At 72.0% G+C, this 25,264-nt stretch carries 24 protein-coding genes and 1 tRNA gene; 14 read left to right on the top strand and 11 right to left on the bottom strand.

Features of this window, described 5'->3' with window-relative positions; all coding sequences use genetic code 11:
- The first annotated feature begins 34 nt into the window (after positions 1-34).
- The 3 genes from FZ103_RS23455 to FZ103_RS23445 all read left to right on the top strand — a co-directional run bounded on the left by FZ103_RS23455 (position 35) and on the right by FZ103_RS23445 (position 3,291).
- Complete coding sequence (locus FZ103_RS23455) at positions 35-1,018, top strand: NAD(P)H-quinone oxidoreductase (RefSeq protein WP_156004297.1); 984 nt, start codon at positions 35-37, stop codon at positions 1,016-1,018.
- 36 nt (positions 1,019-1,054) lie between these two features.
- Positions 1,055-1,594 carry a bacterial proteasome activator family protein gene (locus FZ103_RS23450; protein ID WP_156004295.1) on the top strand — a complete coding sequence of 180 codons (540 nt, stop codon included), beginning with the start codon at positions 1,055-1,057 and terminating at the stop codon, positions 1,592-1,594.
- A gap of 632 nt (positions 1,595-2,226) precedes the next feature.
- A complete protein-coding gene (locus FZ103_RS23445; RefSeq protein ID WP_156004293.1) occupies positions 2,227-3,291 on the top strand; it encodes a hypothetical protein in 1,065 nt (354 codons plus the stop codon).
- A 25-nt stretch (positions 3,292-3,316) separates the two neighbouring features.
- On the opposite strand, the gene serS is transcribed toward FZ103_RS23445, so the two are convergent.
- On the bottom strand, positions 3,317-4,585 hold the full coding sequence (gene serS, locus FZ103_RS23440; protein WP_186356767.1) for a serine--tRNA ligase: 1,269 nt from the start codon (positions 4,583-4,585) through the stop codon (positions 3,317-3,319).
- A gap of 182 nt (positions 4,586-4,767) precedes the next feature.
- On the opposite strand from serS, the gene FZ103_RS23435 reads away from it, so the two are divergent.
- A complete protein-coding gene (locus tag FZ103_RS23435; RefSeq protein WP_156004291.1) occupies positions 4,768-4,950 on the top strand; it encodes a hypothetical protein in 183 nt (60 codons plus the stop codon).
- 24 nt (positions 4,951-4,974) lie between these two features.
- Here the strand turns inward: FZ103_RS23435 and pheA are convergent, their stop codons facing one another.
- The 6 genes from pheA to FZ103_RS23405 all read right to left on the bottom strand — a co-directional run bounded on the left by pheA (position 4,975) and on the right by FZ103_RS23405 (position 10,925).
- Positions 4,975-5,916 carry a prephenate dehydratase gene (gene pheA / locus FZ103_RS23430; protein ID WP_156004289.1) on the bottom strand — a complete coding sequence of 314 codons (942 nt, stop codon included), beginning with the start codon at positions 5,914-5,916 and terminating at the stop codon, positions 4,975-4,977.
- A gap of 183 nt (positions 5,917-6,099) precedes the next feature.
- Positions 6,100-6,777: a DUF4446 family protein gene (locus tag FZ103_RS23425; protein ID WP_343233675.1), complete on the bottom strand. Its 678-nt coding sequence runs from the start codon at positions 6,775-6,777 to the stop codon at positions 6,100-6,102.
- A 440-nt stretch (positions 6,778-7,217) separates the two neighbouring features.
- Positions 7,218-7,574 (bottom strand): STAS domain-containing protein, encoded by a 357-nt coding sequence (locus tag FZ103_RS23420; protein WP_343233674.1) that lies wholly within the window; start codon positions 7,572-7,574, stop codon positions 7,218-7,220.
- Between the two features lie 228 nt (positions 7,575-7,802).
- On the bottom strand, positions 7,803-8,330 hold the full coding sequence (locus FZ103_RS23415; RefSeq protein ID WP_394350136.1) for an ATP-binding protein: 528 nt from the start codon (positions 8,328-8,330) through the stop codon (positions 7,803-7,805).
- Positions 8,331-8,595: 265 nt separating this feature from the next.
- On the bottom strand, positions 8,596-10,479 hold the full coding sequence (locus FZ103_RS23410; RefSeq protein ID WP_186356766.1) for a PAS domain S-box protein: 1,884 nt from the start codon (positions 10,477-10,479) through the stop codon (positions 8,596-8,598).
- A gap of 113 nt (positions 10,480-10,592) precedes the next feature.
- The gene (locus FZ103_RS23405; protein WP_186356765.1) at positions 10,593-10,925 is read right to left on the bottom strand and encodes a rhodanese-like domain-containing protein; all 333 of its coding nucleotides are present in this window, start codon (positions 10,923-10,925) and stop codon (positions 10,593-10,595) included.
- A gap of 164 nt (positions 10,926-11,089) precedes the next feature.
- On the opposite strand from FZ103_RS23405, the gene FZ103_RS23400 reads away from it, so the two are divergent.
- A complete protein-coding gene (locus FZ103_RS23400) occupies positions 11,090-11,614 on the top strand; it encodes an SSI family serine proteinase inhibitor (protein WP_156004283.1) in 525 nt (174 codons plus the stop codon).
- A 17-nt stretch (positions 11,615-11,631) separates the two neighbouring features.
- Here FZ103_RS23400 and FZ103_RS23395 read toward each other — a convergent pair whose 3' ends face one another.
- Positions 11,632-12,243 (bottom strand): TenA family protein, encoded by a 612-nt coding sequence (locus tag FZ103_RS23395; protein WP_186356764.1) that lies wholly within the window; start codon positions 12,241-12,243, stop codon positions 11,632-11,634.
- Positions 12,244-12,422: 179 nt separating this feature from the next.
- A tRNA-Leu gene (locus FZ103_RS23390) sits at positions 12,423-12,505 on the bottom strand.
- A 385-nt stretch (positions 12,506-12,890) separates the two neighbouring features.
- Here FZ103_RS23390 and FZ103_RS23385 point away from each other — a divergent pair.
- The 8 genes from FZ103_RS23385 to FZ103_RS23350 all read left to right on the top strand — a co-directional run bounded on the left by FZ103_RS23385 (position 12,891) and on the right by FZ103_RS23350 (position 22,566).
- Complete coding sequence (locus FZ103_RS23385) at positions 12,891-13,646, top strand: FHA domain-containing protein (protein WP_186356775.1); 756 nt, start codon at positions 12,891-12,893, stop codon at positions 13,644-13,646.
- Between the two features lie 299 nt (positions 13,647-13,945).
- A complete protein-coding gene (locus FZ103_RS23380; protein WP_156004279.1) occupies positions 13,946-14,434 on the top strand; it encodes an FHA domain-containing protein in 489 nt (162 codons plus the stop codon).
- A complete protein-coding gene (locus FZ103_RS23375) occupies positions 14,431-15,861 on the top strand; it encodes a Stp1/IreP family PP2C-type Ser/Thr phosphatase (RefSeq protein WP_156004277.1) in 1,431 nt (476 codons plus the stop codon). The genes FZ103_RS23380 and FZ103_RS23375 overlap by 4 nt, the downstream gene beginning before the upstream one ends.
- Positions 15,862-15,922: 61 nt before the next feature.
- Positions 15,923-17,299, top strand: coding sequence for an FtsW/RodA/SpoVE family cell cycle protein (locus tag FZ103_RS23370; protein ID WP_156004365.1), 1,377 nt, complete (start codon positions 15,923-15,925; stop codon positions 17,297-17,299).
- A complete protein-coding gene (locus FZ103_RS23365; protein WP_156004275.1) occupies positions 17,296-18,735 on the top strand; it encodes a penicillin-binding protein 2 in 1,440 nt (479 codons plus the stop codon). Before FZ103_RS23370 ends, FZ103_RS23365 begins: the two co-directional genes overlap by 4 nt.
- Positions 18,732-20,240 carry a serine/threonine-protein kinase gene (locus tag FZ103_RS23360; RefSeq protein ID WP_186356763.1) on the top strand — a complete coding sequence of 503 codons (1,509 nt, stop codon included), beginning with the start codon at positions 18,732-18,734 and terminating at the stop codon, positions 20,238-20,240. The genes FZ103_RS23365 and FZ103_RS23360 overlap by 4 nt, the downstream gene beginning before the upstream one ends.
- Positions 20,241-20,323: 83 nt before the next feature.
- The gene (gene pknB, locus FZ103_RS23355) at positions 20,324-22,096 is read left to right on the top strand and encodes a Stk1 family PASTA domain-containing Ser/Thr kinase (protein ID WP_156004273.1); all 1,773 of its coding nucleotides are present in this window, start codon (positions 20,324-20,326) and stop codon (positions 22,094-22,096) included.
- A gap of 215 nt (positions 22,097-22,311) precedes the next feature.
- Positions 22,312-22,566, top strand: a complete 255-nt coding sequence (locus tag FZ103_RS23350) for a cell division protein CrgA (protein ID WP_186356762.1) — start codon at positions 22,312-22,314, stop codon at positions 22,564-22,566.
- A 242-nt stretch (positions 22,567-22,808) separates the two neighbouring features.
- On the opposite strand, the gene FZ103_RS23345 is transcribed toward FZ103_RS23350, so the two are convergent.
- Positions 22,809-23,708 (bottom strand): rhomboid family intramembrane serine protease, encoded by a 900-nt coding sequence (locus FZ103_RS23345; protein ID WP_156004271.1) that lies wholly within the window; start codon positions 23,706-23,708, stop codon positions 22,809-22,811.
- 15 nt (positions 23,709-23,723) lie between these two features.
- The gene (locus FZ103_RS23340; RefSeq protein ID WP_186356761.1) at positions 23,724-24,251 is read right to left on the bottom strand and encodes a peptidylprolyl isomerase; all 528 of its coding nucleotides are present in this window, start codon (positions 24,249-24,251) and stop codon (positions 23,724-23,726) included.
- A gap of 350 nt (positions 24,252-24,601) precedes the next feature.
- Between FZ103_RS23340 and FZ103_RS23335 the strand changes: the two genes are divergently transcribed.
- Positions 24,602-25,201 (top strand): YtxH domain-containing protein, encoded by a 600-nt coding sequence (locus tag FZ103_RS23335; protein WP_186356760.1) that lies wholly within the window; start codon positions 24,602-24,604, stop codon positions 25,199-25,201.
- The last annotated feature ends 63 nt before the right edge of the window (positions 25,202-25,264 follow it).

Below are 25,264 nucleotides of genomic sequence, written 5' to 3'. Positions count from 1 at the left end.
GCGCGGACGGCCGCCGCCTGGGTAGCGTTGCGTCATGCACGCGATCCTGATCACCGAACCCGGCCCGGCCGACGTCCTGGCCTGGACAGAGGTCCCCGACCCCACGCCCGCCGAGGGCGAGGTCATCGTCGACGTCGCCGCGACCGCCGTCAACCGCGCCGACGTCAGCCAGCGCCAGGGCAACTACCCCCCGCCCGCCGGCGCCCCGGAATATCCCGGCCTGGAGTGCTCCGGGCGGATCCTGGAGCTGGGCCCGGGCACGCAGGACTCCGGCTGGTCGGTGGGCGACCCCGTCTGCGCCCTGCTCAGCGGCGGCGGCTACGCCGAGCGCGTGGCCGTGCCCGTCAGCCAGCTGCTGCCCGTGCCCGAGGGCCTGGACCTCACCGCGGCGGCCGCCCTGCCCGAGGCGGCGTGCACGGTTTGGTCCAACGTGTTCATGACCGCCGGGCTGCAGCCCGGCGAGACCTTCCTGGTGCACGGCGGCGGCAGCGGCATCGGTACGTTCGCCATCCAGCTGGCGCACGCGCGCGGCGCGCGGGTCCTCACCACCGCCGGCAGCGCGGAGAAGCTCGCCAAGTGCCGCGAGCTGGGCGCCGACGTCGGCATCAACTACCGCGAGGAGCACTTCCCGGACCGGGTGAAGGAGGAGACCGGCGGCGCAGGGGCCGACGTCATCCTCGACATCATGGGCGGCTCCTACCTGGCCGACAACGTTCGCTCGCTGAACGTCGGCGGGCGGCTTGCGATCATCGGGCTGATGGGCGGGCGCTCCGCCGAGCTCGACCTCGGCCGCATGCTCGTCAAGCGGCTGTCCGTGCAGGCCACGACGCTGCGTTCGCGCCCGCTGACCGAGAAGGCGGCGATCGTTTCGGGCGTGGCCGAGTACGTGTGGCCGCTGGTGGCCGACGGCTCGATCCGGGCCGTCGTCGACCAGACCCTGCCCCTGGCGCGCGCCGCCGAGGCACACAGCATCATGGAATCGAGTGCGCACGTCGGCAAGATCGTGCTCACCCGTTGACGACCACCTGACGGACCTCCGCTGGATGAGGGATTCATGAGCGACCGATACGACGAGGACAAGCAGCCGCACGTACTGGTCATGGGCGCCGCCGGAGCAGGCGGCGACTCGGTCACGGCCGACGACGGCGAAGAGCAGTCCGAGCAGCGACCGCTGAGCGAGATGGTCGAGCAGCCGGCCAAGGTGATGCGGATCGGCAGCATGATCCGCCAGCTGCTCGACGAGGTGAAGGCCGCCCCGCTGGACGAGGCGAGCCGGGCGCGGCTGCGCGAGATCCACACCAACTCGATAAAGGAGCTGGAGGACGGCCTCGCCCCGGAGCTGGTGGAGGAGCTGGAGCGGCTGACGCTGCCCTTCACGGAGGGCGACGCCCCCAGCGAGGCCGAGCTGCGCATCGCCCAGGCCCAGCTCGTCGGCTGGCTGGAAGGGCTGTTCCACGGCATCCAGACGACCCTGTTCGCCCAGCAGATGGCGGCCCGTGCCCAGCTGGAGAACATGCGCAAGGCACTGCCCGCCGGCATGTCCGCTCAGGCCGAGGGCGAGCGGGGCGGCTCCCGCTCGGGCCCCTACCTGTAGGCGGCCGCGCGCCTGCGGCCGGCAGACCCGCACGCGGCTGCATCCTGGTTGAGAATCCGGGCACCACAGGCACAGAGGTTGCGGCAATGGGGGGTGATGCGCGAATCCCACCCGTCACCCGCCACCGCCCCTAATGGAGGCGCAGACGCGCCACGTACGTATTCGGGGCCGGCTTGCCGCCGAGCGGAGGTGCACCGTTGCCTCAAAGGCCCGCCACCGGTGGCACGGCTCCGCCCGATGAGTTCAGCGTGCGCTCGGCAGCAGGCAAGCAGGTGACGCGCAGCGTCTCCGTTGGGGTGGTGGCGGGCTGACGGGCGGGCGGATCGCGCTACGCGAACCGCGCCCATTGCCGCAACCCCGATGGCGGCCGCCCCAGGTGGTACCCGGTGGGTTCCTGGAAAGCGGCGGGCGGCGGGGTCCGCCGGGCCCGGCGCGGCCCCGCTCGCTCGACCGAGCCCCGCCTTCCGGCGCCGCTGCGCGTCCGGCCCGACGGAGGCGCAGCCCGCACGGCCGGGGAGGCCGGCTTCCTGCTCTGCCCGACTCCCACCGCCGCCCCGGCTTTCCGGACGATACCGACCGACCGCTAAGCTGTGGCGCTTCGCCGGTGTCGAGACGGGTGGTGTTAAGGCGGCGTGGGCTGGAACGACGTGAACGTGTGGGCCAGGCGTGCCGTGGCGGCCGCGGCCGCGGCGGCACTGCTTGGAGGCGGCTACGGGGGCTACGCCTGGATCAAGGAGCAGACGCCCGGCGACCGGCTGGCCGAGGCCTGCAACGGGATGCTTCCGGTGGACGCTGTGCTGGCGCTGACCGGCACGACCGCAGGCGGGTTCGGCGGCGGCGATCTCGAACTCACCAGCAACGCCTACGACGTCTCGGCGGGCGTGAGCGAACCGGACGGCCTGCCGGTGGCCTGCCGGGCGAACGATCTGCAGATGCGGATCGAGACGGCGAGCGGCAGCGGTTCGGCGTTCGACGCCTACACGTTCCACCGGCACGGCACGCGGCTGCCGATCCCGCTGACCGGGGGCTGGTCGGGCTTCCTGGTCGCCGCGGACGAGCAGGAGCTCGGCGCCACCGTCCTGCTCGACTGCCCGAACTGGGACCGCCGCACGGGCGCCGGCGTCCTGGTGACCGTCGAACGCGGTGACACCGACAGCGGCGACGCATCCGTGCGGCGCGGGGTCGCCCGCCTCGCCGCCGCCATCGCGGAACGGGCCGCCCGGCACACCGGATGCGCCGGCGATCCCGGGGGAAGCATCGGCCAACTCGCATCCCCTGGCGCCGCCGACCCCGTGGACGCCGAGCGCGCCGACGGCACCTGCAAGGGCGTGGCGTCGCATCCGACGGTGCGCGAGACCCCGGCCCGCACCGCGCCGGTGGAGTTCTGCGCGCTCGGAGACTCCTTGCAGCTGCGGGCCTACTACGGCCCCTTCGTGCGCGGCGAAGGCGACGAGCGCTACGGAGACTGGGAGCGGCCCTCCGGCACGAGCGCCTACGCGGTGTGGGGCTCGGCCGCCTGCGGCGGCGCCCTGGGCGACGCGGTCTTTGCCGCGCGGCCCGCCGAGGACAGCGGGCGCGACCTGCGGTCGGCACCGCTCACCCCGAGCGAGTACGCGGACCTGCGGCACTTCGCCGAAGCCTCCGCCCAGCGGCACGACTGCTCGGCGCCGGAGCTGCCCGCCGCGCCGCGCGACTGAGGCTCGGCGGCGGTGCCGCCGCGCTTCAGCGCTTGAGGGGTTCGAGCACCTCGCGGCCGCCGACGAACGGGCGCAGCGCCTCCGGCACGACCACGGAGCCGTCGGCGCGCTGGTGGTTCTCCAGGATCGCCACGATCCAGCGGGTGGTGGCCAGCGTGCCGTTCAGCGTGGCGGCGTGGCGCGGTTTGCCGGTGTCGTCGCGGAAGCGGATGTTCAGCCGCCGCGCCTGGAAGTCGGTGCAGTTGGAGGTCGAGGTCAGCTCCCGGTAGCGGCCCTGGGTGGGCAGCCAGGCCTCGCAGTCGAACTTGCGCGCGGCGCTGCTGCCGAGGTCGCCGCCTGCGATGTCGACCACCCGGTAGGGCACCTCCAGCTTGTCGAGCATCTCGCGCTCCCAGGCCAGCAGCCGCTCGTGCTCCCGGCGGGCCTCGTCGGGATGGGTGTAGACGAACATCTCGACCTTGTTGAACTGGTGCACCCGGATGATGCCGCGGGTGTCCTTGCCGTAGGAGCCGGCCTCCCTGCGGAAGCACGACGACCACCCCACGTAGCGCGTGGGCAGGGCGTCGACGGCGAGGATCTCGTCGGCGTGGAACCCGGCCAGCGGCACCTCCGAGGTGCCGACCAGGTAGAGGTCGTCGGCCTCCAGGCGGTAGACCTCGTCGGCGTGGGCGCCGAGGAACCCGGTGCCCTCCATGGTCTCGGGCCGGACCAGCACCGGCGGAACCATCGGGGTGAACCCGTTGGCCACCGCCTGCTGCATGGCCATGTTCAGCAGCCCCAGCTCCAGCAGGGCGCCGACACCGGTGAGGAAGTAGAAGCGCGCACCCGAGACCTTGGCCCCGCGCTCGGTGTCGACGGCGCCGAGCAGCTCGCCCAGTTCCAGGTGGTCGCGCGGGGTGAAGTCGAACTCGGCCGGGGTGCCGACGTGCTCCAGCACCCGGAAGTCGTCGACACCTCCCTGCGGGGTGTCGTCGTCGACGATGTTGGGGATCTCGCGCAGCAGCCGGTCGACCTCGGCGCCGAGCTCGCCGGCCTCGGCGTCGGCCTGCTTGACGTCGGCCGCCAGCTCCTTGGCCCTGGCCAGCAGCGACTCCCGCTCCTCGGGCGCCGCCGAGGAGACCGCCTTGCCCGCGTTCTTCTGCTCGGCGCGCAGCCCCTCGAAGCGGGTGAGCGCGGCGCGGCGCCGCGAGTCGAGGTCGAGCAGGCGGTCGACGACGGTTTCGTCCTCGCCGCGGGCCCGCTGCGAGGCGCGCAGGCGGTCGGGGGATTCTCTGAGAGCGCGAAGGTCGATCACGTCTGCAGGCTACCGGCGATCGCACCGGCCCACACACCGGTTTCCACAGGGGCCGACCCCGCCCGCCTGCTCCGTGGCCTGCGGATCGGCGGCGAAAAGCGGCGTCATAACCGCCGCCCTCGGCCGTGTACCGGATGCGGCGCGCGGGGGGCGCGCCGCGTGAAGCGGGAAGGAGCGGGAGCATGCCCCAGCCGTGGCCGATGAAGGCACTGGGCGCCATGACGGCGGCGGAGGTGCTGGCAGCCCTGGACCAGCTGCCTTATCTCTGCCCGGAGGACGCGGCCCTGGAGATGGCGCTGCGCGGGCAGCTCGCCAGAGTGCTGGACCGGCAGCCCCCGTCGGCAGCCCCGGAGCCGACGGGCTGAGCGGCGCCCCGGCCGCGGCCGGGGTCAGTCGATGCGGCCCGCGCGGATGCGGGCCAGCCACTCCTGGGCCTCGTAGAAGTCGGCGCTGGTGGTGCCGCGCGTCGGCATGAACGGGGTCAGTTCGGTGTCGGCCTCGGCCCGCGGGTAGCTGCCGAGGAACCGGACCTCCTTGCACAGCCGGCGCAGCCCCATCAGCGCCTCGCCGACAGCGGGGTCGGCGACGTGGCCGTCGGCGTCGAGGCAGAAGCAGTACCGGCCCAGGCCGTCGCCCGTGGGCCGCGACTCCAGCCGGGTGAGGTTGACGCCCCGCACCGCGAACTGGTTGAGCAGCTCGACCAGCGCGCCCGGGTGGTCGTCGGAGAGGAAGGCCACCAGCGATGTGCGGTCGGTGCCGGTGGGCTCGGGCAGCGGCTGCGGCCGGACCAGGTGGACGAAGCGCGTGGCGGCGTCGGCGCGGTCGCCCACGCCTTCGGCCAGCGCGTGCAGCCCGTTGCGCTCCCCGGCGATACGCGCGCAGATGGCGGCGTCGTAGGCGCTGCCGGGGTCGGCGACGCCCTGGGCCGCGGCGGCGGTGGAGGAGACCGTGAACACCTCGGCGTCGGGCAGATGGCGCGCCAGCCAGCCGCGACACTGCGCCAGCGCGTGCGGGTGGGTGGCGATCCGCTTGACGTCGGCGATCGTCGCGCCCTCGCGTCCGAACAGGGTGAACTCAACGGGCAGGGCGGCCTCGGCGGCGATCAGCAGCGGATCGCCGTTGATCAGCTCGGCGATCGTGGCGGTGACCCCGCCTTCGACGGAGTTCTCCAGCGGCACCGTGCCGCCGTCGACGTCGCCGCGGCGGATGGCGGCGAACACGGCGTCGACCCCGATGTAGGGGACGCGGGCCGCCTCCGGCGCCTCGGGCTTGAGCGCGCGGAGCGCGGCCTCGGTGAAGGTCCCTTCGGGGCCGAGGTAGGCGTAACGCATATTCTGCAGGTTATACCCGTGAGTGCTGCGCATGGCGTGGCCCGGCCGGCGCAGCCGCCGACCGGGCCGCATGCCCCGCTGCCAGGGCGAAGCGCGCTGCGTCCCAGGGCGCGATCCCGGTCGAACGGCCTGCCGGCCGGCCGGGGCGCACCGCGCCTGCCGGCCGCGGTGCGCCCCGGCCGGTCAGTCGGCGGCGCCCGACGTGCCGCTGGCGGGGGCCCCGGACGGGGCGGCTCCCAGCGAGCGGACGGCCGGCGTATCAGGGTCCGGACCGGTCGCCGCGGGGGCCCGCTCCTTGCCCGCCCTGCCGGATTCGGCCGGGGCGTCGGGCGCCGCACCGGCATCCCGCTCCGGCGCCGGGTCCTTCCGCGGCGGCGCGGCGTGGTCGCGCCTGCGGCGGGACCCGCCCTCGTCGGCGCGCGGTGCCGCCCTGGCGGCGGGGTCGCCGCCGGGGACGCTGCCCGGGCCCCGGCCGAGGCGCGCGGCCCTGACGGCCCGGTACTCCTCGGGGGACAGCGCCTCCTCGGCACGGCCCTGCTCGATCTCCTTGGCGTAGGTGCGGGACTCGGTGCGCCCGTTGATCGAGGTCACCACGACGCCGTCGCCCGCGGCGTTGAGCAGGGCCAGCGAGAACGAGCGCGCCCCGGACATCTCCTCCAAGGCGTCGTAGCGCACGACGGCGACATCGCGCACGGCCCGCGTGTCCAGCCCGCTTCCCTCAGGCAGCAGCCGTTCGACCAGCTCCCGGCAGTCGTCCGCGGCGGAGCGCACGCGCATCAGGGCGTAGACGCCCAGGGCGAGGCCGCCGAGGCCTGCGAGCACCGCGAGTACGACCAGATACGTAGTCAAGGTAGTCACCACAGTGCGAGAGTAACCGCTACCGTCGGTGAACAGAACGGCACTCTCCGCGTTTCGCGCACCCGGTTCGGAATGCGGGTGCAGACGGCCAGACGGCTCTCGGAGACTCCGCCGGGCAGGTGCGCGGCCGCCCGTCAGCCCGCCACCACCCCATCGGAGACGCTTCGCGTCACGTGCCTGCCTGCCGCCGAGCGCACGCGGTACCCGCCAGATGGGGCCGCACCATCAGTGGCGGGCCTCCGGCGCAAAAGGGTGCCGTGCGCTCAGCGGCATTGAATCGAGCCCGTGACGCGCAGCGTCTCGTCCGGGTGGCGGTGGGCTGACGGGTGGGCGCGCGGCGCTGCGCGCAACCCAGCCCCATTGCCGCAACCTCGATGGTGGCCACCCCAGGTGGTACCCGGAGGGTTCCTGAAAGCCGCACCCCCGCCGTTCTTGAACACGGCTTAACCCATCGGGCTCGATTCGGCAGTTCTGGGCAGCGCGTCGGTGGAGTCCTCGATGGTGAAGACCGCGTCGAGCCCGGTGACCTCCAGGACCTTGCGGACCCCGGGCTTGGGCGCCACGAGCGCGAGGTCGCCCTCCTTGGTGCGGGCGCGCTTCATGGCCGACAGCAGGACGCTCATCCCCGTCGAGTCGCAGAACTCCACCTGCGACATGTCGACCATCAGGCGCCGCGCACCGTCCTCCAGCGCGTTGACGAGCCCGCTCTGCAGCTGCGGTGCCGTATAGAGGTCAATCTCTCCGCGCACAGCGACAACGGCGCAATCGCCCTGAGACTGACTCGAGATCTTCAACTCCACAGTCGAGACTGTAGCGCCCACGGGGAGTGGTGGCCACATCGGCGACCGCGTTTCGGAACTTCCCTTTGCTGCGGCCACGAATGTCCGAAATCCGGACCGCAGGCCCCGCGCGGTCGCGTCTCCGACCGGCGCAGGCCGCCGCGCTCAGCCCCAGCGAGAATCTACATCAGGCACCGCGCGGATCACCGCGTGTTCCGCGAACCGCCCGCTCGGCGGCGGGCGGGCGGTTCAGGTCCGGGCCGCCTGCTGCGGCGGCGCCACCGGGATCCGCCCGCCGGACGCCTGGTCGTAAGACCGGTGCGACGCCGGCACACCGCGCTCCGGCGGCTCCGCAACGGCGGTCTCCAGGACCGCCCACACCGTGGTCACCCGGTCGTCGACCTCGGTTCCCCACTTGGCCGCGATGTGCTCCACGATGCCCAGGCCGCGCCCGCCCAGGGCCGACAGCGACGGGCGCGCCAGTCTCGGCAGGGTCTGGGCTCCGCCGTCGCGCACCGCGACCTCCAGCCATCCGTCCCGGCCGCCGGCCGCCGAGGGGTTCTCGACCTCCCAGGCGACCTGCACGCATCCGGGCGGGAAGGGCTCGGGCAGCGGAGCGGCGTGGCGCAGCGCGTTGCTCAGCAGTTCGCTCAGGACGATGGCGGCGTCGTCGACCTTGGCGGGGCCAACACCGCAGGCACGCAGATCAGAGCAGAGCCGCCGGCGCGCGCTCGTCACACTCGACGCTGCGTGCGGCAGCAGTACAACTCGTGACACGTACTTCTCCCGTTCCTCGGCGCGCTCCATCCCGCGCGTCCGGCTTTGCTCAGCAACCGGCGGGAGCACGAGCCTGCCGCCCACGCCCCGACCTCGTTATTCGTCCGTATTCACTTGGTCGGTTCGCGGCAAAGCCTCGGCAATGCGACTCTGCCAGGGCCGAAATGCCCCGTTCGTCCACCCCGGAAACACCTCATCGGCACCCGTCTCCCCCGCAGCGCAGCCAAGCGGACGTGCGGGCCGGCTTCGTCGGCGGCGGAATCGGCTACTGGTCCGGGATCTCGGGCTTGCCCGGCTCGGGTGCCGGCGCGGAATGTAACGTGAATCTCATCCGGGTCCCCGTGGACTCCCGCGGGTGGGCCGTGACCTCGCCGCCCTGCGCGCGGGCCAGCCGTCGGGCGATGTACAGGCCCAGCCCGATTCCGCCGAACCGGCGGCGGTCGCCCGCCTCGCCCTGCACGAACCGCCCGAAGATGCGCTCCTCGTCGCCCGGTTGGATGCCGATCCCCTCGTCCTCGACGCACACCGCCACGTACGGCCCTTCGGCGGCGGCACGCACGACGATGCGCCCGCCCTCCGGGGAGTACTTGAACGCGTTCTCCAGTAGCTGGCCGATGACGACGTCGGTGGCGGTGGGATCGCCCAGGGCGAAGGGCAGGTGCGCCGGGACCTCCAGCTCCAGCGTGTGCCGGTCGGAGAACGGCTGGAACGCCGTCGCGCTGTCGTGCAGCAGCCGCTCCAGGTCGAAGGGGTGGTTGCCCGTCTTCAGTTCGGCCTCGCGGGCGTCGGATCCCAGCAGCAGATTCTCGACAAGCTGGGCGAGCGTGCCCGAGCGCTCGGCGATGGTGTCGACGGCGCTGCGGCGCGCGTCGTCGTCGAGCTGCTCCCAGCGCCGCACCAGCGTGCTGGCGAAGCCCTGCACGACCGTGATCGGGGTGCGCAGCTCGTGGCCGGCCGTGGCCAGGAAGAGGTCCTTCTCCTCCTCCAGCGCCTTGGCCTCGGTGATGTCGCGGAAGTCCACCACCCGCTCGCCGGTCTCGGGGATGTCGGTGATGAGGATCTCCAGCCAGCGGCCGTTGTCCAGGCGGTGCCTGATGTTCTCGCCCTGGCGGGCCGGCAGCGGGAACGGCGGATGCCGGCCCACGGCGTCGGCCATGGCGTAACCGGTCAGCTCCGCGGCCGAGCGGTTCCACTTGCGCACCAGGCCGCTGGCCCCCAGCACCGCGATGCCGTCGGCGCTGGAGTCGACGACGGCGTGCTCGTGGGCACGCTGGCGCACGATCTCGCGGTAGGCCATGGCGTTGCCGAGCGCGACCCCCGCGTGGGCCGCCAGCAGCTCCAGCAGCTCCAGCTCGACGTGGCCCACCTTGCGTCTGCTGTAGAGCGCGTAGAGCGCCCCGTAGGGCCTGCCCTGGACGTTGGACACGCCCAGCGCGATGGTGTGCAGGCCGTCGAGGTCGGCCCAGATGAGATCGTCCAGGCTGCGGGTGTCGTCGGTGGCCAGCAGCACCGTCTTGCCGCTGCGCAGCAGCTCGCCGAACAGGCTGGACTCCAGCGGCGCCTGGTAGCCGCGCAGGTGGTCCGACAGCTGGGTCAGACTCACCAGCCGCAGCTGGTCGTCCTCGATCAGGGCGAAACCGCCGGCGTCGGCCCCGGTGAGCTCCGTCAGGCTGTGGGCGATGCGGTCCAGCACGGCGTCGAGGTCGAGGTCGGCGTTGATGTCGGCGACCACGTCGGTGAGCCGGCGCACCAGCCGCGCCCGCTCGGTCATATGGCTCTGGACCGCACCGATCTCCTCGTAGGTGTGGAAGACGCCGAGCCAGCCGGTGAGCCGGCCCTGCTCGTCCCACAGGGAGCTGGTGTCGATGCGGACGTCGACGACGGTGCCGTCGCGGCGCAGCCGGCGGCTGACAATGGAGAGCGGCCCGCCCGCACGCACGCGCTCCAGGATGGCGTGGTGCTCGGCCATCAGCTCGTCGGGCACGATCGGCAGGGGGCGGCCGGCGACCTCGGCGAAGGTCCAGCCGAACATGCGCTCGGCGGCCGGGTTCCACAGCACGACCCGCAGATCGGTGTCCACGGCCACGATCGCGTCGGCGGCGTACGCCAGGACGGCGTCGGCGCTGGGGGCGAAGTGATCGGGGGCCACCTCGACATAGTGCCACCCGCAAGCGCCCGCGCGGCTCGCCTTTCCCCAAAAGCAGACATCCGGCCATCGGGCAAGGCCGGGCCCGCCCGCCCGCGCGGAGGCGGCCGTCCAGGTCAGGCCACGCGCGGCTCGTCTTCGGTCTCGCTGACCAGTTCGCGCCCCGACAGCGCCCAAGCCTGCATCCCGCCTGCGACGTTGGCGGCCTGCCAGCCGGCGTCGTTGAGCGCCTGCACCGCCTGCGCGGAGCGCCCGCCGACCCGGCAGACCACGTAGACCTGCTGGTCGCGGGGGATCTCCCCGGCCCGCTCGGCCAGCCGGCTCAGCGGGATGTGCACTGCCTCGGGCGCGTGGCCCGCCGCCCACTCGTCGTCCTCGCGGACGTCGAGCAGGTAGCCGTCGGGAGGCACCGACCCGACCTCGACCACGGGCACACTCTCAGCGAACACCGGATGCTCCTCGATTCTCCTCGTGCGGCGCCGCGGGGTCCTCTGCCTCCCCGCAAACCCGCTTATTCGGACCGGCACGGGGTGCACGCCCCGCGGGCGGCGACTGTGCGTGATGCGGGCGTCGCCGAGGGAACCGCCGCGCGCCCCACCACGTCGAACAGGGTATGCGCACGCCGATCACAGCGGCCGCGCCGGTGGCCGCCGCCCTGTTCGCCCTCGCCACGGCCGCGGCGGGCTGCGGCCAAGACGAGGTCCGCACGCCGCCGGAGCCCTCTCCGGACGGCACGGCCGCCTCGGCCTCCTCCGGCACCGGCGCCCGGCCCGCCGAGACCGAACTCACCATCCGCGTCTCCACCACCGGATCCGGCGAGCCCAGCGGCGCCGCCGATCCCTCCCCCGTGCCCAGCCCCTCCCCGACCGAACCGCGGCACTGGCGGCTCACCTGCGACCCCGCGGGCGGAGACCATCCCGCGCCCGAAGCCGCGTGCGCCGACCTCGCCGAGGCCGGCGGCGCCGAGGCGTTCGAGCCGGTGCCCGCCGACACCCCGTGCACGTTCATCTACGGCGGCCCGCAGGTCGCCCGCGTGACGGGCCATGTCGGCGACACCGAGATCGACGCCGAGCTCACCCGGGCCGACGGCTGCGAACTGAAGCGCTACGAGGACCTGGGAGCCGTGCTGGCCCCCTGATCCGGTCGGACGCGTGCCTACCCGGGCACCGTCCAGAAGTCGACCTCGTAGCGCATGCCCCGGAGGAAGAGGTCCAGCGCCCGGTCGGGGTCGACCGGGGTCTCGTCCAGCATCCGCGCCACGTGCCGCGTCAGGTCGGCGAACCCGGGGTCGGAGTAGGTCTCGATCCAGCGCCGGAAGCGCGGATCGGCCGGCTGCGGTCCGCGGGCGAGTTCGGCGCCGAGCGAGGAGTAGCCCCACATGCAGGGGTAGACGGCCGCGAGGCCCTCGCCGTAGTCCGCCGCGGCCTCCAGCAGCCACGACGTGTACGCCTCGCATACCGGGCCCTTGACCGCCCCGTCCAGGTCGGCGCCGAACTCCGCCGAGAGGGACCGGTGCAGCCGGAGCTCCTCGTGCAGCGTGGAGTGGGCGAGGTCGACCAGCGACTCCAGGTGCGCGGACGGGGCCTGCCAGGCCAACCGGGCGAAGACGCGGACGTAGTCGCGCAGGTAGAGGTAGTCCTGTTCCAGCCAGGACGCGAAGACGCGCTCGTCCAGGTCCCCGGACGCGATGCCCGCGACCGTGGGGTGGGCGAGCTGTTCCTCGACCAGCGGCCGTCCGGCGGTGTGCAGTCGCTCACTCAGGCTCACGCGGGCAGTCTCGCACGAAGGCCGCGGCGCCGGCGCGGGCGGGGCGGCTGCCGACCGGCCGGCCCGAGGCGGAGCTGCCGGCCCGGCCCGCAACAACGAAACGGGCCCCGCCGCAAGCGGCGGGGCCCGTCGTCGATCCGCTGGGAAACCGGGAGGCGCCTCCCGAGGTATCCCCTGTGTGGGCGAGGAGGGATTTGAACCCTCACATCCTTTCGGACACACGGACCTGAACCGTGCGCGTCTACCGTTCCGCCACCCGCCCGAGTGACACGTATATGATTGCACACATATACGGTTGATTTGCCGGGGCCGGCTCCGACCTGGGGGGTTCGGTGCGCCTCCGCCCGGCGACAGACACCAGATTAGCACGGACATCGGGTGGTCCGTGCACGCTTATCTCCTCCACCGCGGGGCTCCACTCCGGAAGGCGGCGGCACCCCGCCCGGCTGGATCGGCGCCGGAGCCTGAGCGGGTGTGCGGGGCGCGGCGCCGTCTGGACCGACAAGCGAGGGAGCGGGCCGGAGGGAAGACGGCGCGTCGAAGCACCCCGCGGGCTCGCGGAGAAACACGCGTGAGTCGAAGGGGGCGATTACCCGGTTACGATCGTCAGTACATCCGGAGTGGAGTAAGGGAGGTACCTCGTGGGAGTGCTCCAACGCTTCGAGCGCAGGCTTGGAGGCATGATCGAAGGCACCTTCGCTCGGGCCTTCAAGTCGAAACTCGAACCGGTCGAGATCGCCAGCGCCGTCCAGCGGGAGATGGACGAGCGCGCCGCCATCGTCGCCCAGGGCCGCACCCTGGTGCCGAACGACTTCGTCGTGGAGCTCTCCGGCGAGGACGCCGAACAGATGGACGCCCTGGCCGACACCATCGGCCAGGAACTGGCCAAGCTCGCGCGCGATTACGCGACGGAGCAGGGATACTCCTTCGTCGGTCCCGTGCGCGTCCATTTCAAGGCCGAGGCCGACCTGCAGATCGGCCGGTTCCGCATCCGCTCCGGGGTGATCCGCGGCTCCACTGTCGAAAGCGGCGAGATCCGGCAGCCCGTCAGCGATCAGCCCCGCAACGCCGCCGACGCCCAGGGGTACCCGCGCCTGCTGATCTCGCCGGGAGGAGCCACCGCCGAGGGCTCGGCCGCGAGCCAGGGCATGCAGCAGTCCTTCGTACTGAACACGCAGGTGACCCTGCTGGGCCGGGGCACCGACTGCCACCTGCGGCTGGTGGACAACGGCGTATCGCGCCACCATGCCGAGATCAGGGTGGAGGACGACGAGGCGGTCCTCGTCGACCTCGGCTCGACCAACGGCACCTTCGTCAACGGCCAGCAGGTCAAGCGCGCGCGCCTGGTGGACGGCAGCCGGATCAGCCTGGGCCGCACCACCATGACCTTCCGCCGCGACTAAAGACCCGGCGCTTCGGGCTCCCCCCGGCGCGAACCTCCCGCAACCAAACGCGCTCTCGCCGCGTCACAGCAGACGGGGAAGAGCCTCCACCCACCACCCACCCATAAGGTGCCGCAGCCGCAGGGCCGGCAGCGGCCGAATGACCGGCGACGCCTCCTAGGCTCCCTCCATGGTTCCCTCCATTGAGTTCGTTCGGCTTTTCCGCCACGATCGCCTAGGGTCCGACGCCGAGTAGACGCGGTGGCGGCTCCGATGATCGCCACCTCGCCGGAGCACGACAGGGGCTGAAGAGCAGTTCAATGTCCGACTTGACCCTCATGCTGATCAGGATCGCGTTCCTCTGCGTGCTGTGGCTGTTCGTGATCATGGCGGTCGGCGTGATCCGCACCGACCTTCTCGGCCCCGCCAAGAGCAAGTCCAAGCGCAGCAAGCGCAGCGAGGAGCGCCGGACCTCCGCGCCCGCGCGGCCCGCGCGCGCTCCCCGCGGGCGCCGCAACGAGCCGCGCTCCCTGGTCGTCACCAAGGGGCCGCTCGCCGGCACCTCGCTGAACCTGACCTCGCAGCCGATCGTCATCGGCCGGGCCAACGACGCCACACTCGTCATCAACGACGACTACGCATCCGGTCGGCACGCCCGCATCTTCTCCGACGAGGGGCGCTGGGTCGTCGAGGACCTCGGATCGACGAACGGCACCTACCTCGGTCAGCAGCGGCTGACCCGCCCCCAGCCCATTTCGGTCGGACAACCCATCCGCATCGGCAAAACCGTCCTGGAACTGCGCAAATGACAATCGCTCTCCGATACGCGGCGTACTCCGACGTAGGATGCCTCCGCGAAGGCAACGAAGACTCCGCCTACGCCGGCCCGTACCTCCTCGCGGTCGCCGACGGAATGGGCGGTCATGCCGGCGGCGAGATCGCCAGCGCCATCGCCGTCTCGACTCTCAGTGCGCTGGACGAGGACGTGCCCACGACCGAGGAGATGGTCAGCTCCCTGCAGCAGGCCGTCGAGAACGCGAACTCGATGCTCGCCCAGCGGGTGAAGGACGAACCCCGCCTGGAGAACATGGGCACCACCCTAACGGCCATGCTCTGGTCGGGGGCGCGAGTCGCCATGATCCACGTCGGTGATTCCCGCGCCTACCTGCTGCGGGGCGAGGAGTTCGGGCAGATCACCCACGACCACACGCTCGTGCAGACCCTCGTCGACGAAGGCAAGATCACCGAGGAGGAGGTCGCCACCCACCCCCAGCGGTCCCTGCTGCTGCGCGCGCTCGACGGCCGCAGCCAGGTCGACCCCGACGTCTCGGTCAGCGAGGCGCGGGTGGGCGATCGCTACCTGCTGTGCTCGGACGGGCTTTCCGGGGTGGTCAGCCCCGACACCATCCGCCAGACCCTGGAGGCCGAGCCGCACCCCGACGCCGCCGCGCGCCGGCTCATCGACCTCGCCAACCGCAGCGGCGGCCCCGACAACATCACGGCCGTCGTCGCCGACGTCATCGACACCGCGACCGACCCCGAAGGCCCCACCCAGCAGCCCGCGATCGTCGGCGCCGCCGACCAGCGCCGCGAGCCGGTGATGACCCCCGACACCCCCGCCGGCCGCGCCCAGGGACTGAGCCGCTCCTCCGGCGACACCGCCGAGATGGACCGCATCCCCGCCTTCGACGACGTGCGCGCGGCCGCCGAACCCGAACCCGAGGACCCGCCCCGCACCCGCCGCTGGTGGCCGATGGTGGTCACCTTCCTGGTGATCGCCGCAGCTGTGGCCGCGGCGGGCTTCTACTTCGGCTCGCAGTACCTGAGCAACCAGTACTTCATCGGCCCTTCCGAAGACGGCTCCACGGTCGCCCTCTACCAGGGCCTCGACACCGACATCGCCGGCTACGACCTGGCCGAGCAGATCCAGAACACCGACATCCCCCTCGACGGCCTGCCGCAGACCCAGCGCAACGCCGTCAACTCCACCATCCCCCTCGACAGCCGCGGCGACGCCGAGGGCCGGCTCGCCGACCTGCGCGAGACGGCCGACGCCTGCGCCGCCGACCCCGAGTCCTGCGGACTCGGCGCCGACCAGACCGGTCAGTCCGACCAGTCGGGCCAGCAGGAGCAGGGGCAGAGCGGCCAGGAGTCCCAGCGGAGCCGGGACCAGGACGGCGGGGCGGCGCAGAACACGGTCGGCGGCGCCCTCGCCAATCCGACGGAGGGGGAGTGAGGTGACGACAGAGGCACCCACGCAGCTGCCGCCGGTCAAGCGGCGCAACGCCGAACTCGTCATGACGGTGTTCGCGGTCGCGCTCACGCTGTTCGCCATGGTCGAGGCCGGTCTCACGCGCAACGGCGAGATGCCGGCCAGCCTGTTCGTCTACGGCGTGCTCTTCGGCGGGCTGGCGCTGCTGGCGCACTTGTTCATCCGGTTCTTCGCACCGTGGTCGGATCCGCTGCTGCTGCCGCTGGCCACCCTGCTCAACGGCCTGGGCATCGCCATGCTGTGGCGGCTGTTCGAGGCAACCGGCGACACCTCCCGGGGCAGCGCGCTGGACCAGCTGATCCTCACCGCGGCCAGCATGGCCGTGTTCGCCGCCGTCGTCTACTTCCTCAAGGAGCCCCGCACGCTGCAGCGCTACCCCTACATCATGGCGCTGAGCGCGGTGGTGCTGCTGCTCCTGCCCGCGATCCCGGGCCTGGGCATGACGGTCAACGGCGCGCGGCAGTGGATCAACCTGGGCGTCACCACGTTGCAGCCCTCGGAGTTCGCCAAGATCGCCCTGGTGATCTTCCTGGCGGGCTACATGGTCAGCAAGCGCGACGTGATGGCGCTGGCCTCGCGGCAGATCAAGGTGGGCCCCGTGAAGGTGCTCGACCTGCCCCGGGCGCGCGACACCGCGCCAATGGCGGTCATGTGGGGCTTCTGCATCATCGTGCTGGTCATCCTGATGAACGACCTCGGCACCTCGCTGATGCTGTTCGGCACCTTCCTGGCGATGATCTACGTCGCCACGCACCGCGCCAACTGGCTGGTCATCGGCCTCACCGCGTTCTTCGGCGCCTGCGCGGCGATCTACCCGTTCGTCCCGCACTTCCGGGTGCGCATGGTCACCTGGCTTGAGGCCTTCCGCCCCGACGTGTACTGCACCGACGAGGCGATGGCCAACCCCGACTCGTTCTGCAACACCCTCGGTAACAGCCAGCAGCTCGTCCAGGGCCTGTTCGCGCTGGCCGAGGGCGGCATGACGGGAACCGGCCTGGGCGGCGGCAAGCCCGGCTACGTGCCGGAGGTGCAGAACGACTTCATCTTCGCGGCCTTCGGTGAGGAGCTGGGGCTGGCCGGGATCATGGTCATGCTGCTGTCGATGGCCCTGCTGGTCGAGCGCGGCATGCGCATCGCGCTGGCCTCCAAGGAGCTCTTCATCAAGATGTTCGCATCGGGGATCTCGTTCCTGATCGCGTTCCAGACGTTCGTCGTCATCGGCGGGGTCACCCGGGTGATCCCGATGACCGGTGCGACCATCCCCTTCGTCGCCAAGGGCGGTTCGGCGCTGCTGTCGAGCTGGATCATGCTCGCCCTGCTGATGCGGATGAGCAACAACGCACGCAAGCCCGCCCCCCAGGCCATTCAGGACGAAGGCGCGACCCAGGTGATTTCACGATGAACAAGCCCATCCGACGCCTCGCGCTGTTCACCATGGCGCTCTTCGGGGTGCTGCTGCTCAACGTGTCCTGGATCCAGACGTTCCAGGCCGAGACGCTGCGCGAGCACCCCTACAACCGCCGCCAGTTCATCGAGAGCCTCACCCAGCACCGCGGCTCGATCCTGGTGGGCAGCGAGGAGGTCGCCTACTCCGAGCCCGTGGGCGGCGACAGCGAGCAGTTCCAGCGCCACTACGAGAACGGCTCCATGTACGCGCCGGTGGTGGGCGCGTTCCGCGCGGGCTCGGCCACCGGAATCGAGCGGGCCGAGAACTCGTTCCTGGACGGCTCCAACGAGCTGCTGGCGGTGAACAACTTCCGCGACATGCTCACCGGCGAGGAACCCAAGGGGGCCGACGTCTACCTGACGCTGGACTCGGGCGCGCAGCAGGCCGCCATGGACGGGTTCCAGTCGCTGGGCAAGAACGGCGCGGCCGTGGCCCTCGACCCCGAGACCGGCGCCGTGCTGGCCTCCTACTCCCACCCCACCTACGACCCCAACAGCGTCGCCAGCGTCACCGAGACCGACGCCGCGGCCAAGAACTGGACCGAACTGGAGGCCAGCGAGCAGCAGCCGCTGCTCAACCGCGGCCTGCAGCAGGTCTACCCGCCCGGGTCGACGTTCAAGGTCGTCACCGCCGCCGCCGCGCTGGAGAACGGCGCCACGCCGGAGTCCACGCAGGAGGCCCCGGCGACTCTGGACCTGGGCGCGCCGCTGCCCAACGCCTGGGGCGGGCCGTGCAACAACGGGGCCCCCGACTCGCTGGCGCACTCGATCGAGATCTCCTGCAACACCTCGATGGCCAACTGGGCGATCGAACTCGGCGGCCAGAAGATGCACGAGCAGGCCGAGGCGTTCGGCTTCAACCAGGGCCCGATGGAGATCCCGCTACCGGTCGTGGAAAGTTCGTCTCCCCTGGAGACCGATCCCAATATCCTGGGCCGGAGCGGAATCGGCCAGGCCAATGTCGAGGCGACGCCCCTGCAGATGGCCATGGTCGCCGCCGGCGTGGCCAACGACGGCGACGTCATGAAGCCCTACCTGGTCGACTCGGTGCAGAACTCGAACCTGGAGGAGGTCAAGGCCGCCCAGCCCGAGGTCTATTCCAACGCGATCAGTTCCAGCACCGCTGAGGATCTGACCCAGATGATGATCGGCGTCACCGAGGGCGATGAGGCCTCGGGCCCCGCCGGCGCCATCCCCGGTATCCACGTCGCCGGCAAGACCGGCACCGCCGAGACCGCGAGCGGTCCCACACACAACTGGTTCATCTCCTTCGCACCGGCCGAGGACCCGCAGGTCGCCGTCGCGGTGGTCGTCGAACACGGCGGCCAGAGCGGCGGCACCCTCGCCGCTCCGATCGCGAAGGAGATGATGGAGGCTGTGATCAACGAGTGAGCGAGAACGACGCGGGCTCCCCCGGCCCAGGTTCCCTGGCGGGCACGGTGCTCAGCGGGCGCTACCGGCTCCAGGAGCAGATCGGCTCCGGCGGCATGGGCACCGTCTGGCGCGCCGAGGACACCCTGCTCAACCGCGAGGTCGCGGTCAAGCTGCTGCATCCCGCGCAGATGGCCGAGCCCACCTCGCGCGAGCGGTTCCGCACGGAGGGCCGCATCACCGCGGGCCTGTCGCACCCGGGTATCGCCCAGGTCTACGACTACGGCGAGCAGGACGGCCACGCGTTCCTGATCATGGAGCTCGTGCCGGGCGAGCCGCTGTCGTCGATCCTGCGGCGCAACGACGGCCTGGAGTCCAGCGTCACGCTGGACATCGTCGGCCAGGCCGCGGCCGCGCTGGCGGCGGCCCACGCGCGCGGCGTCGTCCACCGCGACATCAAGCCGGGCAACCTGCTGGTCACCGAGAACGGCACGGTGAAGCTGACCGACTTCGGCATCGCGCGCGGAAACGAGTCGGTGACCCTCACCCAGACCGGCATGGTGATGGGCACCGCCCAGTACATCTCTCCGGAGCAGGCGTCGGGCCGCCCGGCCACCCACGCCTCCGACATCTACGCGCTGGGCGTGGTGGCCTACGAATGCCTGGCCGGCCAGCCGCCCTTCACCTCCGACACCCCGCTGGCGCTGGCGCTGGCCCACACCCGGGAGCCACCGCCGCCGCTGCCCGATTCCGTACCGCCGCAGGCCGCCGCGCTCGTCATGCGGCTGCTGGAGAAGTCGCCCGATGCCCGCCCGCAGTCGGCCGGCGAGGTGGCTGCGGCGACCCAGGCGCTGCGCAGCGACCTGGGAGCCGGCGCGACCACGGCAATGGACCTGCCCGACCCGGCCCACACGATGGTCGCCGGCGCCGCCGCCTCCCACACCCCCGACCAGTTCACCCCGGTGGCCGGGGGCGCGATGCCTCCGGCGGACGGTGCGCGCGGCTCCGATAGTGTTGACTCCGCTTCCCCCCGGCGCCGCGTGAGCGTCCCCCTGGTGCTGGCCGCGGTCGCGGCCACGGCGCTCCTGGTGCTCGGGGTCGTCTGGGCCGGACGCCTGTGGAGCATGGGCGGCGAGCCCGGCTCGGAGGGGAACAAGGTAGGCAACCTGGAGCCGAACCAATCGCAGAGCAGTTCGCCCGAACCGCAGCCGACGGTGACGGAGCAGGAGACCTATGAGGAGGACTCCGGCACCGAGGACTACACGCCGCCCGACGAGGAGACCGACTACCAGCCGCAGCCGACCCAGCCGGCCACGTCGGCCCCGCCGCCGGGCGGCGGCGGCGACGGCGGTTCGACCACCGAGCCCACCGGCGGCACGGGAGGGTCCGAGACCGAGGCGCCCGACGGCGGCGAGACACCGCCCGGGGGAGGGGACGACGACGGCGGCTCCGAAACCGGGGGCGGGGGCACCGACACCGGTGGTACCGCAGGCGGCGGCTCCACGGCAGGCGCGGGGGAAGGCTGACCGGCAACACGCGATGACCCGACACTCGCCAGGCGACGCGGAGCCCTTGCGCGCCGCGTAGATTACGAGGAACAGTTCACGACATGTCTCAGCCACGGCTACTCGGCGGCCGCTACGAGCTCGACCAAGTCATCGGGCGGGGCGGCATGGCAGAGGTCTACCGCGCCCGTGATCTGCGGCTGGACCGGATGGTGGCCGTCAAGACGCTTCGCCACGATCTGGCCCGCGACCACACGTTCCAGACCCGGTTCCGGCGCGAGGCGCAGTCGGCGGCGTCACTGAACCACCCCTCGATCATCGCCGTCTACGACACCGGCGAGGACATGGTCGACGGGCTGGCGATCCCGTTCATCATCATGGAGTACGTCGACGGGCGCACTCTCAAGGAGCTGCTCGACGACGACCGGCGGCTGCTCCCCGAGCGCTGCGCCGAGGTCACCGACGGCATCCTGCGCGCGCTGGAGTACAGCCACCAGAACGGCATCGTGCACCGCGACATCAAGCCGGCCAACGTCATGCTGACGCGCCAGGCCGAGGTCAAGGTGATGGACTTCGGCATCGCCCGCGCGATGAACGACAACCAGGCGACGATGACCCAGACCTCCCAGGTCATCGGCACCGCCCAGTACCTCTCGCCGGAGCAGGCGCGCGGCGAGCGCGTCGACGCCCGCAGCGACATCTACTCCACCGGGTGCGTGCTCTACGAGCTGCTCACCGGTCGGCCGCCGTTCACGGGCGACTCCCCGGTCTCCATCGCCTACCAGCATGTGCGCGAGGAGCCGGTGCCGCCCTCTCAGGTCGACCCGGAGGTCCCGGCCTGGGTCGAGCAGGTGACGCTGCGCGCCATGACCAAGGACCGCGACCAGCGGTACCAGAGCGCCGAGGAGATGCGCCAGGACATCCAGCGCGGGCTCCAGGGCATGCCCACCGAGGCGAGCACGATGGCGATGGCGCCGGCGGGGGCGACGACGTCGCTGCCTCCGGTGGAGGAGCGCCGCGACGACGACTACGACGACTACTACGACGACGACCGCCGGGGCAGCGGGCGGCGCACGGCGCTGTGGATCCTGCTCGCGGTCGCGGTGGTGGCGGCGCTGGGCTTCGCCGTGTGGCTGTTCAACCAGCCCCCAGCGGAGAGCCTGACGATCCCCGAAGTCCAGGGGATGTCCCAGGAGGAGGCCGAGCAGGAACTGGAGCAGCGGGGGTTCACCAACGTCAGCGTCGATGAGGAGAACAGCGACGACGTACCGGAGGGCGACGCGATCGGCACCGAGCCGCCGGCCGGCCAGGAGCGCAGTCCCGGCAGCGAGATCACGCTGCTGATCTCCAGCGGTCCGGGGTCGCAGGAGATCCCCAACGTCGTCGGGCAGGACCGCGACACGGCGGCGCAGATGCTCCAGGACGCCGGGTTCGAGGTCGGCGACACCAGTGAGGAGGCGTCGTCGTCCTATCCCGAAGGGCAGGTGATCCGCACCAGTCCGCCCGGCGGCCAGTCCGCCGATCCCGGCAGCCGGATCGACCTGGTCATCTCCTCGGGGCCCGAGCAGGTGGCGGTTCCCGACCTGTCCAACATGACCCAGCAGGAGGCGGAGAGCGCGCTGAGCGACGCCGGGCTGAGCGCCGGCGTCCAGCAGGAGCCCAGCGACGAGGTGGAGCCGGGCCGGGTGATCCGCCAGGATCCCGAGGCCGGCACCGAGGTGGATCCGGGCAGCACCGTCACGGTGGTGGTGGCCGCCGAGCCCGCACCGCAGCCCACGACTCCGACCACCCAGCCGACGACTCCTCCGCCCGGAGGCGGCACCCAGCCGCCGGAGGGCTGGCCCACCGAGCTGCCGTGGCCGCCCGGAGGCGAGTGACCTCGGCGGGGGCGCCGCGGCGCAGCGGCGCAGGCCCCGGTCGGGGCGGGCGGCATTAACGCGGCTCATCCCGACCGGGGGCGGGGTTTCCGCAGGCCACCGGCGCATCGCCCGGTGCAGCGGCCGCCGCGGGCGTCCCGCAACCGCTCGATTGGGCGTAGACTGAAAGTGCCAGTCTCGTAGTTTCCGGCCGATTCGTATTTGGAGCAGCGACCGTGCCCAAGTCCCGCAGCGATCGCAAGAAGAAGGCCGTTTACACGCCTCCGCCGTCGGCGGCCAAGCCCAAGGTCAGCCCGCGGTGGGTGCTGCCGACGCTGGTCACTCTGATGGTGCTCGGCGTGCTGTGGATCGCGGTGTACTACATCGCCGGAACGATGATCCCCTACATGAGCGACCTGGGGAACTGGAACCTGGCCATCGGCTTCGGCGGGATCATCCTCGCGCTCGTCCTGGGGACGCGCTGGCACTGAGGCGCGGTGCGCCCCGGTCCCCGGCTCCGCGCCGCTGACCCGCCGCCATTCATCCGACCGCCGCTTATCACCGCTACAACCGGGCAGTCGGCTGTCCACAGGGTTATCCACAGGCTGTGGGCAGCGGTTTTTCGCATGTCGCGACAACCCTGTGCCGATTCGCCGGCGCGGGGCCCTGCTATGCCGTCCCGCGCGCGAGGCGCGCCGCACCGCGGCGGGCGGGCGCGCCTCGCGCGCGGCCGCTACGGTCCAAGCAGGAGGATTCCCTGCCGCAGCAGCGCGGCGCCCGCGATCCCCGCTCCCACCAGCAGCACGGCCACTCCCGCGGTGGCCAGCCAGTGGGCCGGCGCCTGCCCGCGCCGCCCGGCCGCGCCCGTGCGACTGCCCAGCGGCAGGTAGGCGTATCCGGCCGCCAGTAGCGCTCCGGTGATCAGGCCCCCGATGTGCCCGGTCCAGGAGATGTTGGGCACCAGGAACGTGATCAGCAGGTTCACCACCAGCAGGCCGACGATGAACCGGATGTCCAGCCGCAGCCGGCGGCCGATCACGAAGACCGCGCCGAACAGCCCGAAGATGGCGCCCGAGGCCCCCACCGACCATTCCTGCGGCGCCAGCAGCAGGCTCAGCACCGACCCGCCGGCGGCGCTGAGGACCCACAGCGCGATGTAACGCGCGTGCCCCAGCACCGCCTCGACCTGCCGGCCGAGGATGTACAGCGCCAGGGCGTTGAACAGCAGATGGGTCACCCCGCCGTGCAGGAACGCCGAGGTGAGCAGCCGGTACCACTCCCCGCTGCCCGCGACGGCGGGGCCGTACATCGCGAACAGGACGGTCATCCGCTGGCCCGGATCGGCGAGCTGGGCCAGGAACCCCGCTCCCATCAGGCCGAGCAGCGTCCAGGTCACGACGGGCCGCGAGATCACCCGGCCGCCGAAGACGGTGCGCGACTGCCGCACGCTGCGGTTGCCTTCGGCGACGCACTCGGGGCAATGCTGGCCCACCGGCGCCTCGCGGATGCAGTCGGGGCAGATGGGGCGGTCGCACCGGGAGCACCGCAGATAGGTCTCGCGGCCGCGGTGCCGGTAGCAGGTGGGTACGTGCGCGGCGCCCGGCCCGGAGCCGTCAGCGGGGGAGGATTCCATGGCTGCAGCCGCCGCCTAGGACCGCTCGATCTCGACGGAGGTGATGGCGACGTCCTCCAGCGGACGGTCCTGGGCGTTCGTGGCGACCTTGGAGATCTTGTCGACGATCTCGGTGCCCGAGACGACCTCGCCGAAGATGGTGTGCTTGCGGTTCAGCCAGTCGGGGGTGCCCACCGTGATGAAGAACTGCGAGCCGTTGGTGTTGGGACCGGCGTTGGCCATGGCCAGCAGGTAAGGGCGGTCGAACTTCAGCGAGGGGTCGAACTCGTCCTTGAACTTGTAGCCGGGGCCGCCGCGGCCGTTGCCCAGCGGGTCGCCGCCCTGGATCATGAAGCCGTCGATGACCCGGTGGAAGATCGTGCCGTTGTACAGCGGCGCGGTGCTGGGCTTGCCCGTGGTGGGGTCGATCCACTGCTTCGTCCCCTCCGCCAGGCCGATGAAGTTCTCAACCGTCTCGGGGGCCTGCTCCGCGAAGAGCTTGACGACGATCGTCCCCTGGGTGGTGTTCAGCCGCGCGCGGGGCTGACCGTTGACCTCGGACACCTGGGTGCGCCTTTCCGTAGTTGTCGCTTGCGCGCCCCACGTTACCCGCAGCCGCCCCGCTCCCGTTCCCGCACAGCGGCACGCGCGGGACGGTCCGCGGACGGGGACGAAAGCCGCGTGTCCCGAGGGTCTCCGCGGCCGACTCCGGCCGACTCGGACCTTCGCGTGTCGGATCGGCGGCGTTTCGGCGAATGCACAGTATGTTGGTGATAACGCGTGGATAACGCCCGAAAAGCCCGCGTGGCAGCCCTGCGGCGGCCCGGTCGGCGACCGGTGTAACCGGGACCACGCGCATAGGTCGCCTGCTACCGGGCAGGGGCACATCGAGACTGAAGGAAAAGGAGGTCACCGTGCCCAGAACACTGAAGCGCCACAAGGGCGGCTTCGAGACTGAGGCGGCATTGGCCCGTTTGCAGCAGCTCACCCGCGAACAGTCCGAGCGCTTCGGCCCCTATGCCGACCAGGCTCGGCAGCTTGCCGCCGAGCGCCTCTACCAGGCACGCGGATGGACCGCCCCCCGCCTCGAAACCGCCGCGCACCGCGTCGAGGACACCGTCGCGCCCCGCGTGGCAGACCTCCTCAACACCGCGGCTACCAGGGTGGAACCGCCCAAGCCCAAGCGCGGCATGCGCCTGGGTCGCCGCGGCCGCCGCGGGGTTCCGCGCAGCCTCGTCTTCGCCGGAGCGGCCGTGGCGGGCGCCGCCGCGCTCTACGGCGTGGTGCGGCTGCGCCAGGCCGCTCAGGACGCCCGGTGGCAGGAGAACCTCGACCAGGCGCGCGACCAGGTCCGCGAGACCCGCGACCAGCTCGCCGCCAAGGCCAGGAACGCCAAAGAGAAGGTGACGGGAACCGGCGCCGAGCTCAAGGGCGACGCCAAGGAGGCCAAGGACACCGCCTCCTCCGGTGCCAAGCAGGCCGCCAGCGACCTCAATGGCCGCGTCACGCAGTGACCGGCCGGGTCGCCCCCGAGCCGTATGCACCACGGCCCCGCCGGCAGCGCCGGCGGGGCCTTC

Source organism: Streptomonospora sp. PA3, from assembly GCF_009728995.1.
In the GTDB taxonomy this organism is placed as follows: Bacteria; Actinomycetota; Actinomycetes; order Streptosporangiales; family Streptosporangiaceae; genus Streptomonospora.
Note: the sequence above shows the minus strand (reverse complement) of the source record. Positions and strands in the feature narration are given on the sequence as shown.

What these genes read in the sequence shown, in the direction of transcription:
- FZ103_RS23455 (WP_156004297.1), top strand. Translation starts at nt 35, where the DNA reads ATGCACGCGATCCTGATCACCGAACCCGGCCCGGCCGACGTCCTGGCC.
- FZ103_RS23450 (WP_156004295.1), top strand. Translation starts at nt 1,055, where the DNA reads ATGAGCGACCGATACGACGAGGACAAGCAGCCGCACGTACTGGTCATG.
- FZ103_RS23435 (WP_156004291.1), top strand. Translation starts at nt 4,768, where the DNA reads ATGCCCCAGCCGTGGCCGATGAAGGCACTGGGCGCCATGACGGCGGCG.
- pheA (WP_156004289.1), bottom strand. Translation starts at nt 5,916, where the DNA reads ATGCGTTACGCCTACCTCGGCCCCGAAGGGACCTTCACCGAGGCCGCG.
- FZ103_RS23400 (WP_156004283.1), top strand. Translation starts at nt 11,090, where the DNA reads ATGCGCACGCCGATCACAGCGGCCGCGCCGGTGGCCGCCGCCCTGTTC.
- FZ103_RS23380 (WP_156004279.1), top strand. Translation starts at nt 13,946, where the DNA reads ATGTCCGACTTGACCCTCATGCTGATCAGGATCGCGTTCCTCTGCGTG.
- FZ103_RS23375 (WP_156004277.1), top strand. Translation starts at nt 14,431, where the DNA reads ATGACAATCGCTCTCCGATACGCGGCGTACTCCGACGTAGGATGCCTC.
- FZ103_RS23370 (WP_156004365.1), top strand. Translation starts at nt 15,923, where the DNA reads ATGACGGTGTTCGCGGTCGCGCTCACGCTGTTCGCCATGGTCGAGGCC.
- FZ103_RS23365 (WP_156004275.1), top strand. Translation starts at nt 17,296, where the DNA reads ATGAACAAGCCCATCCGACGCCTCGCGCTGTTCACCATGGCGCTCTTC.
- pknB (WP_156004273.1), top strand. Translation starts at nt 20,324, where the DNA reads ATGTCTCAGCCACGGCTACTCGGCGGCCGCTACGAGCTCGACCAAGTC.
- FZ103_RS23345 (WP_156004271.1), bottom strand. Translation starts at nt 23,708, where the DNA reads ATGGAATCCTCCCCCGCTGACGGCTCCGGGCCGGGCGCCGCGCACGTA.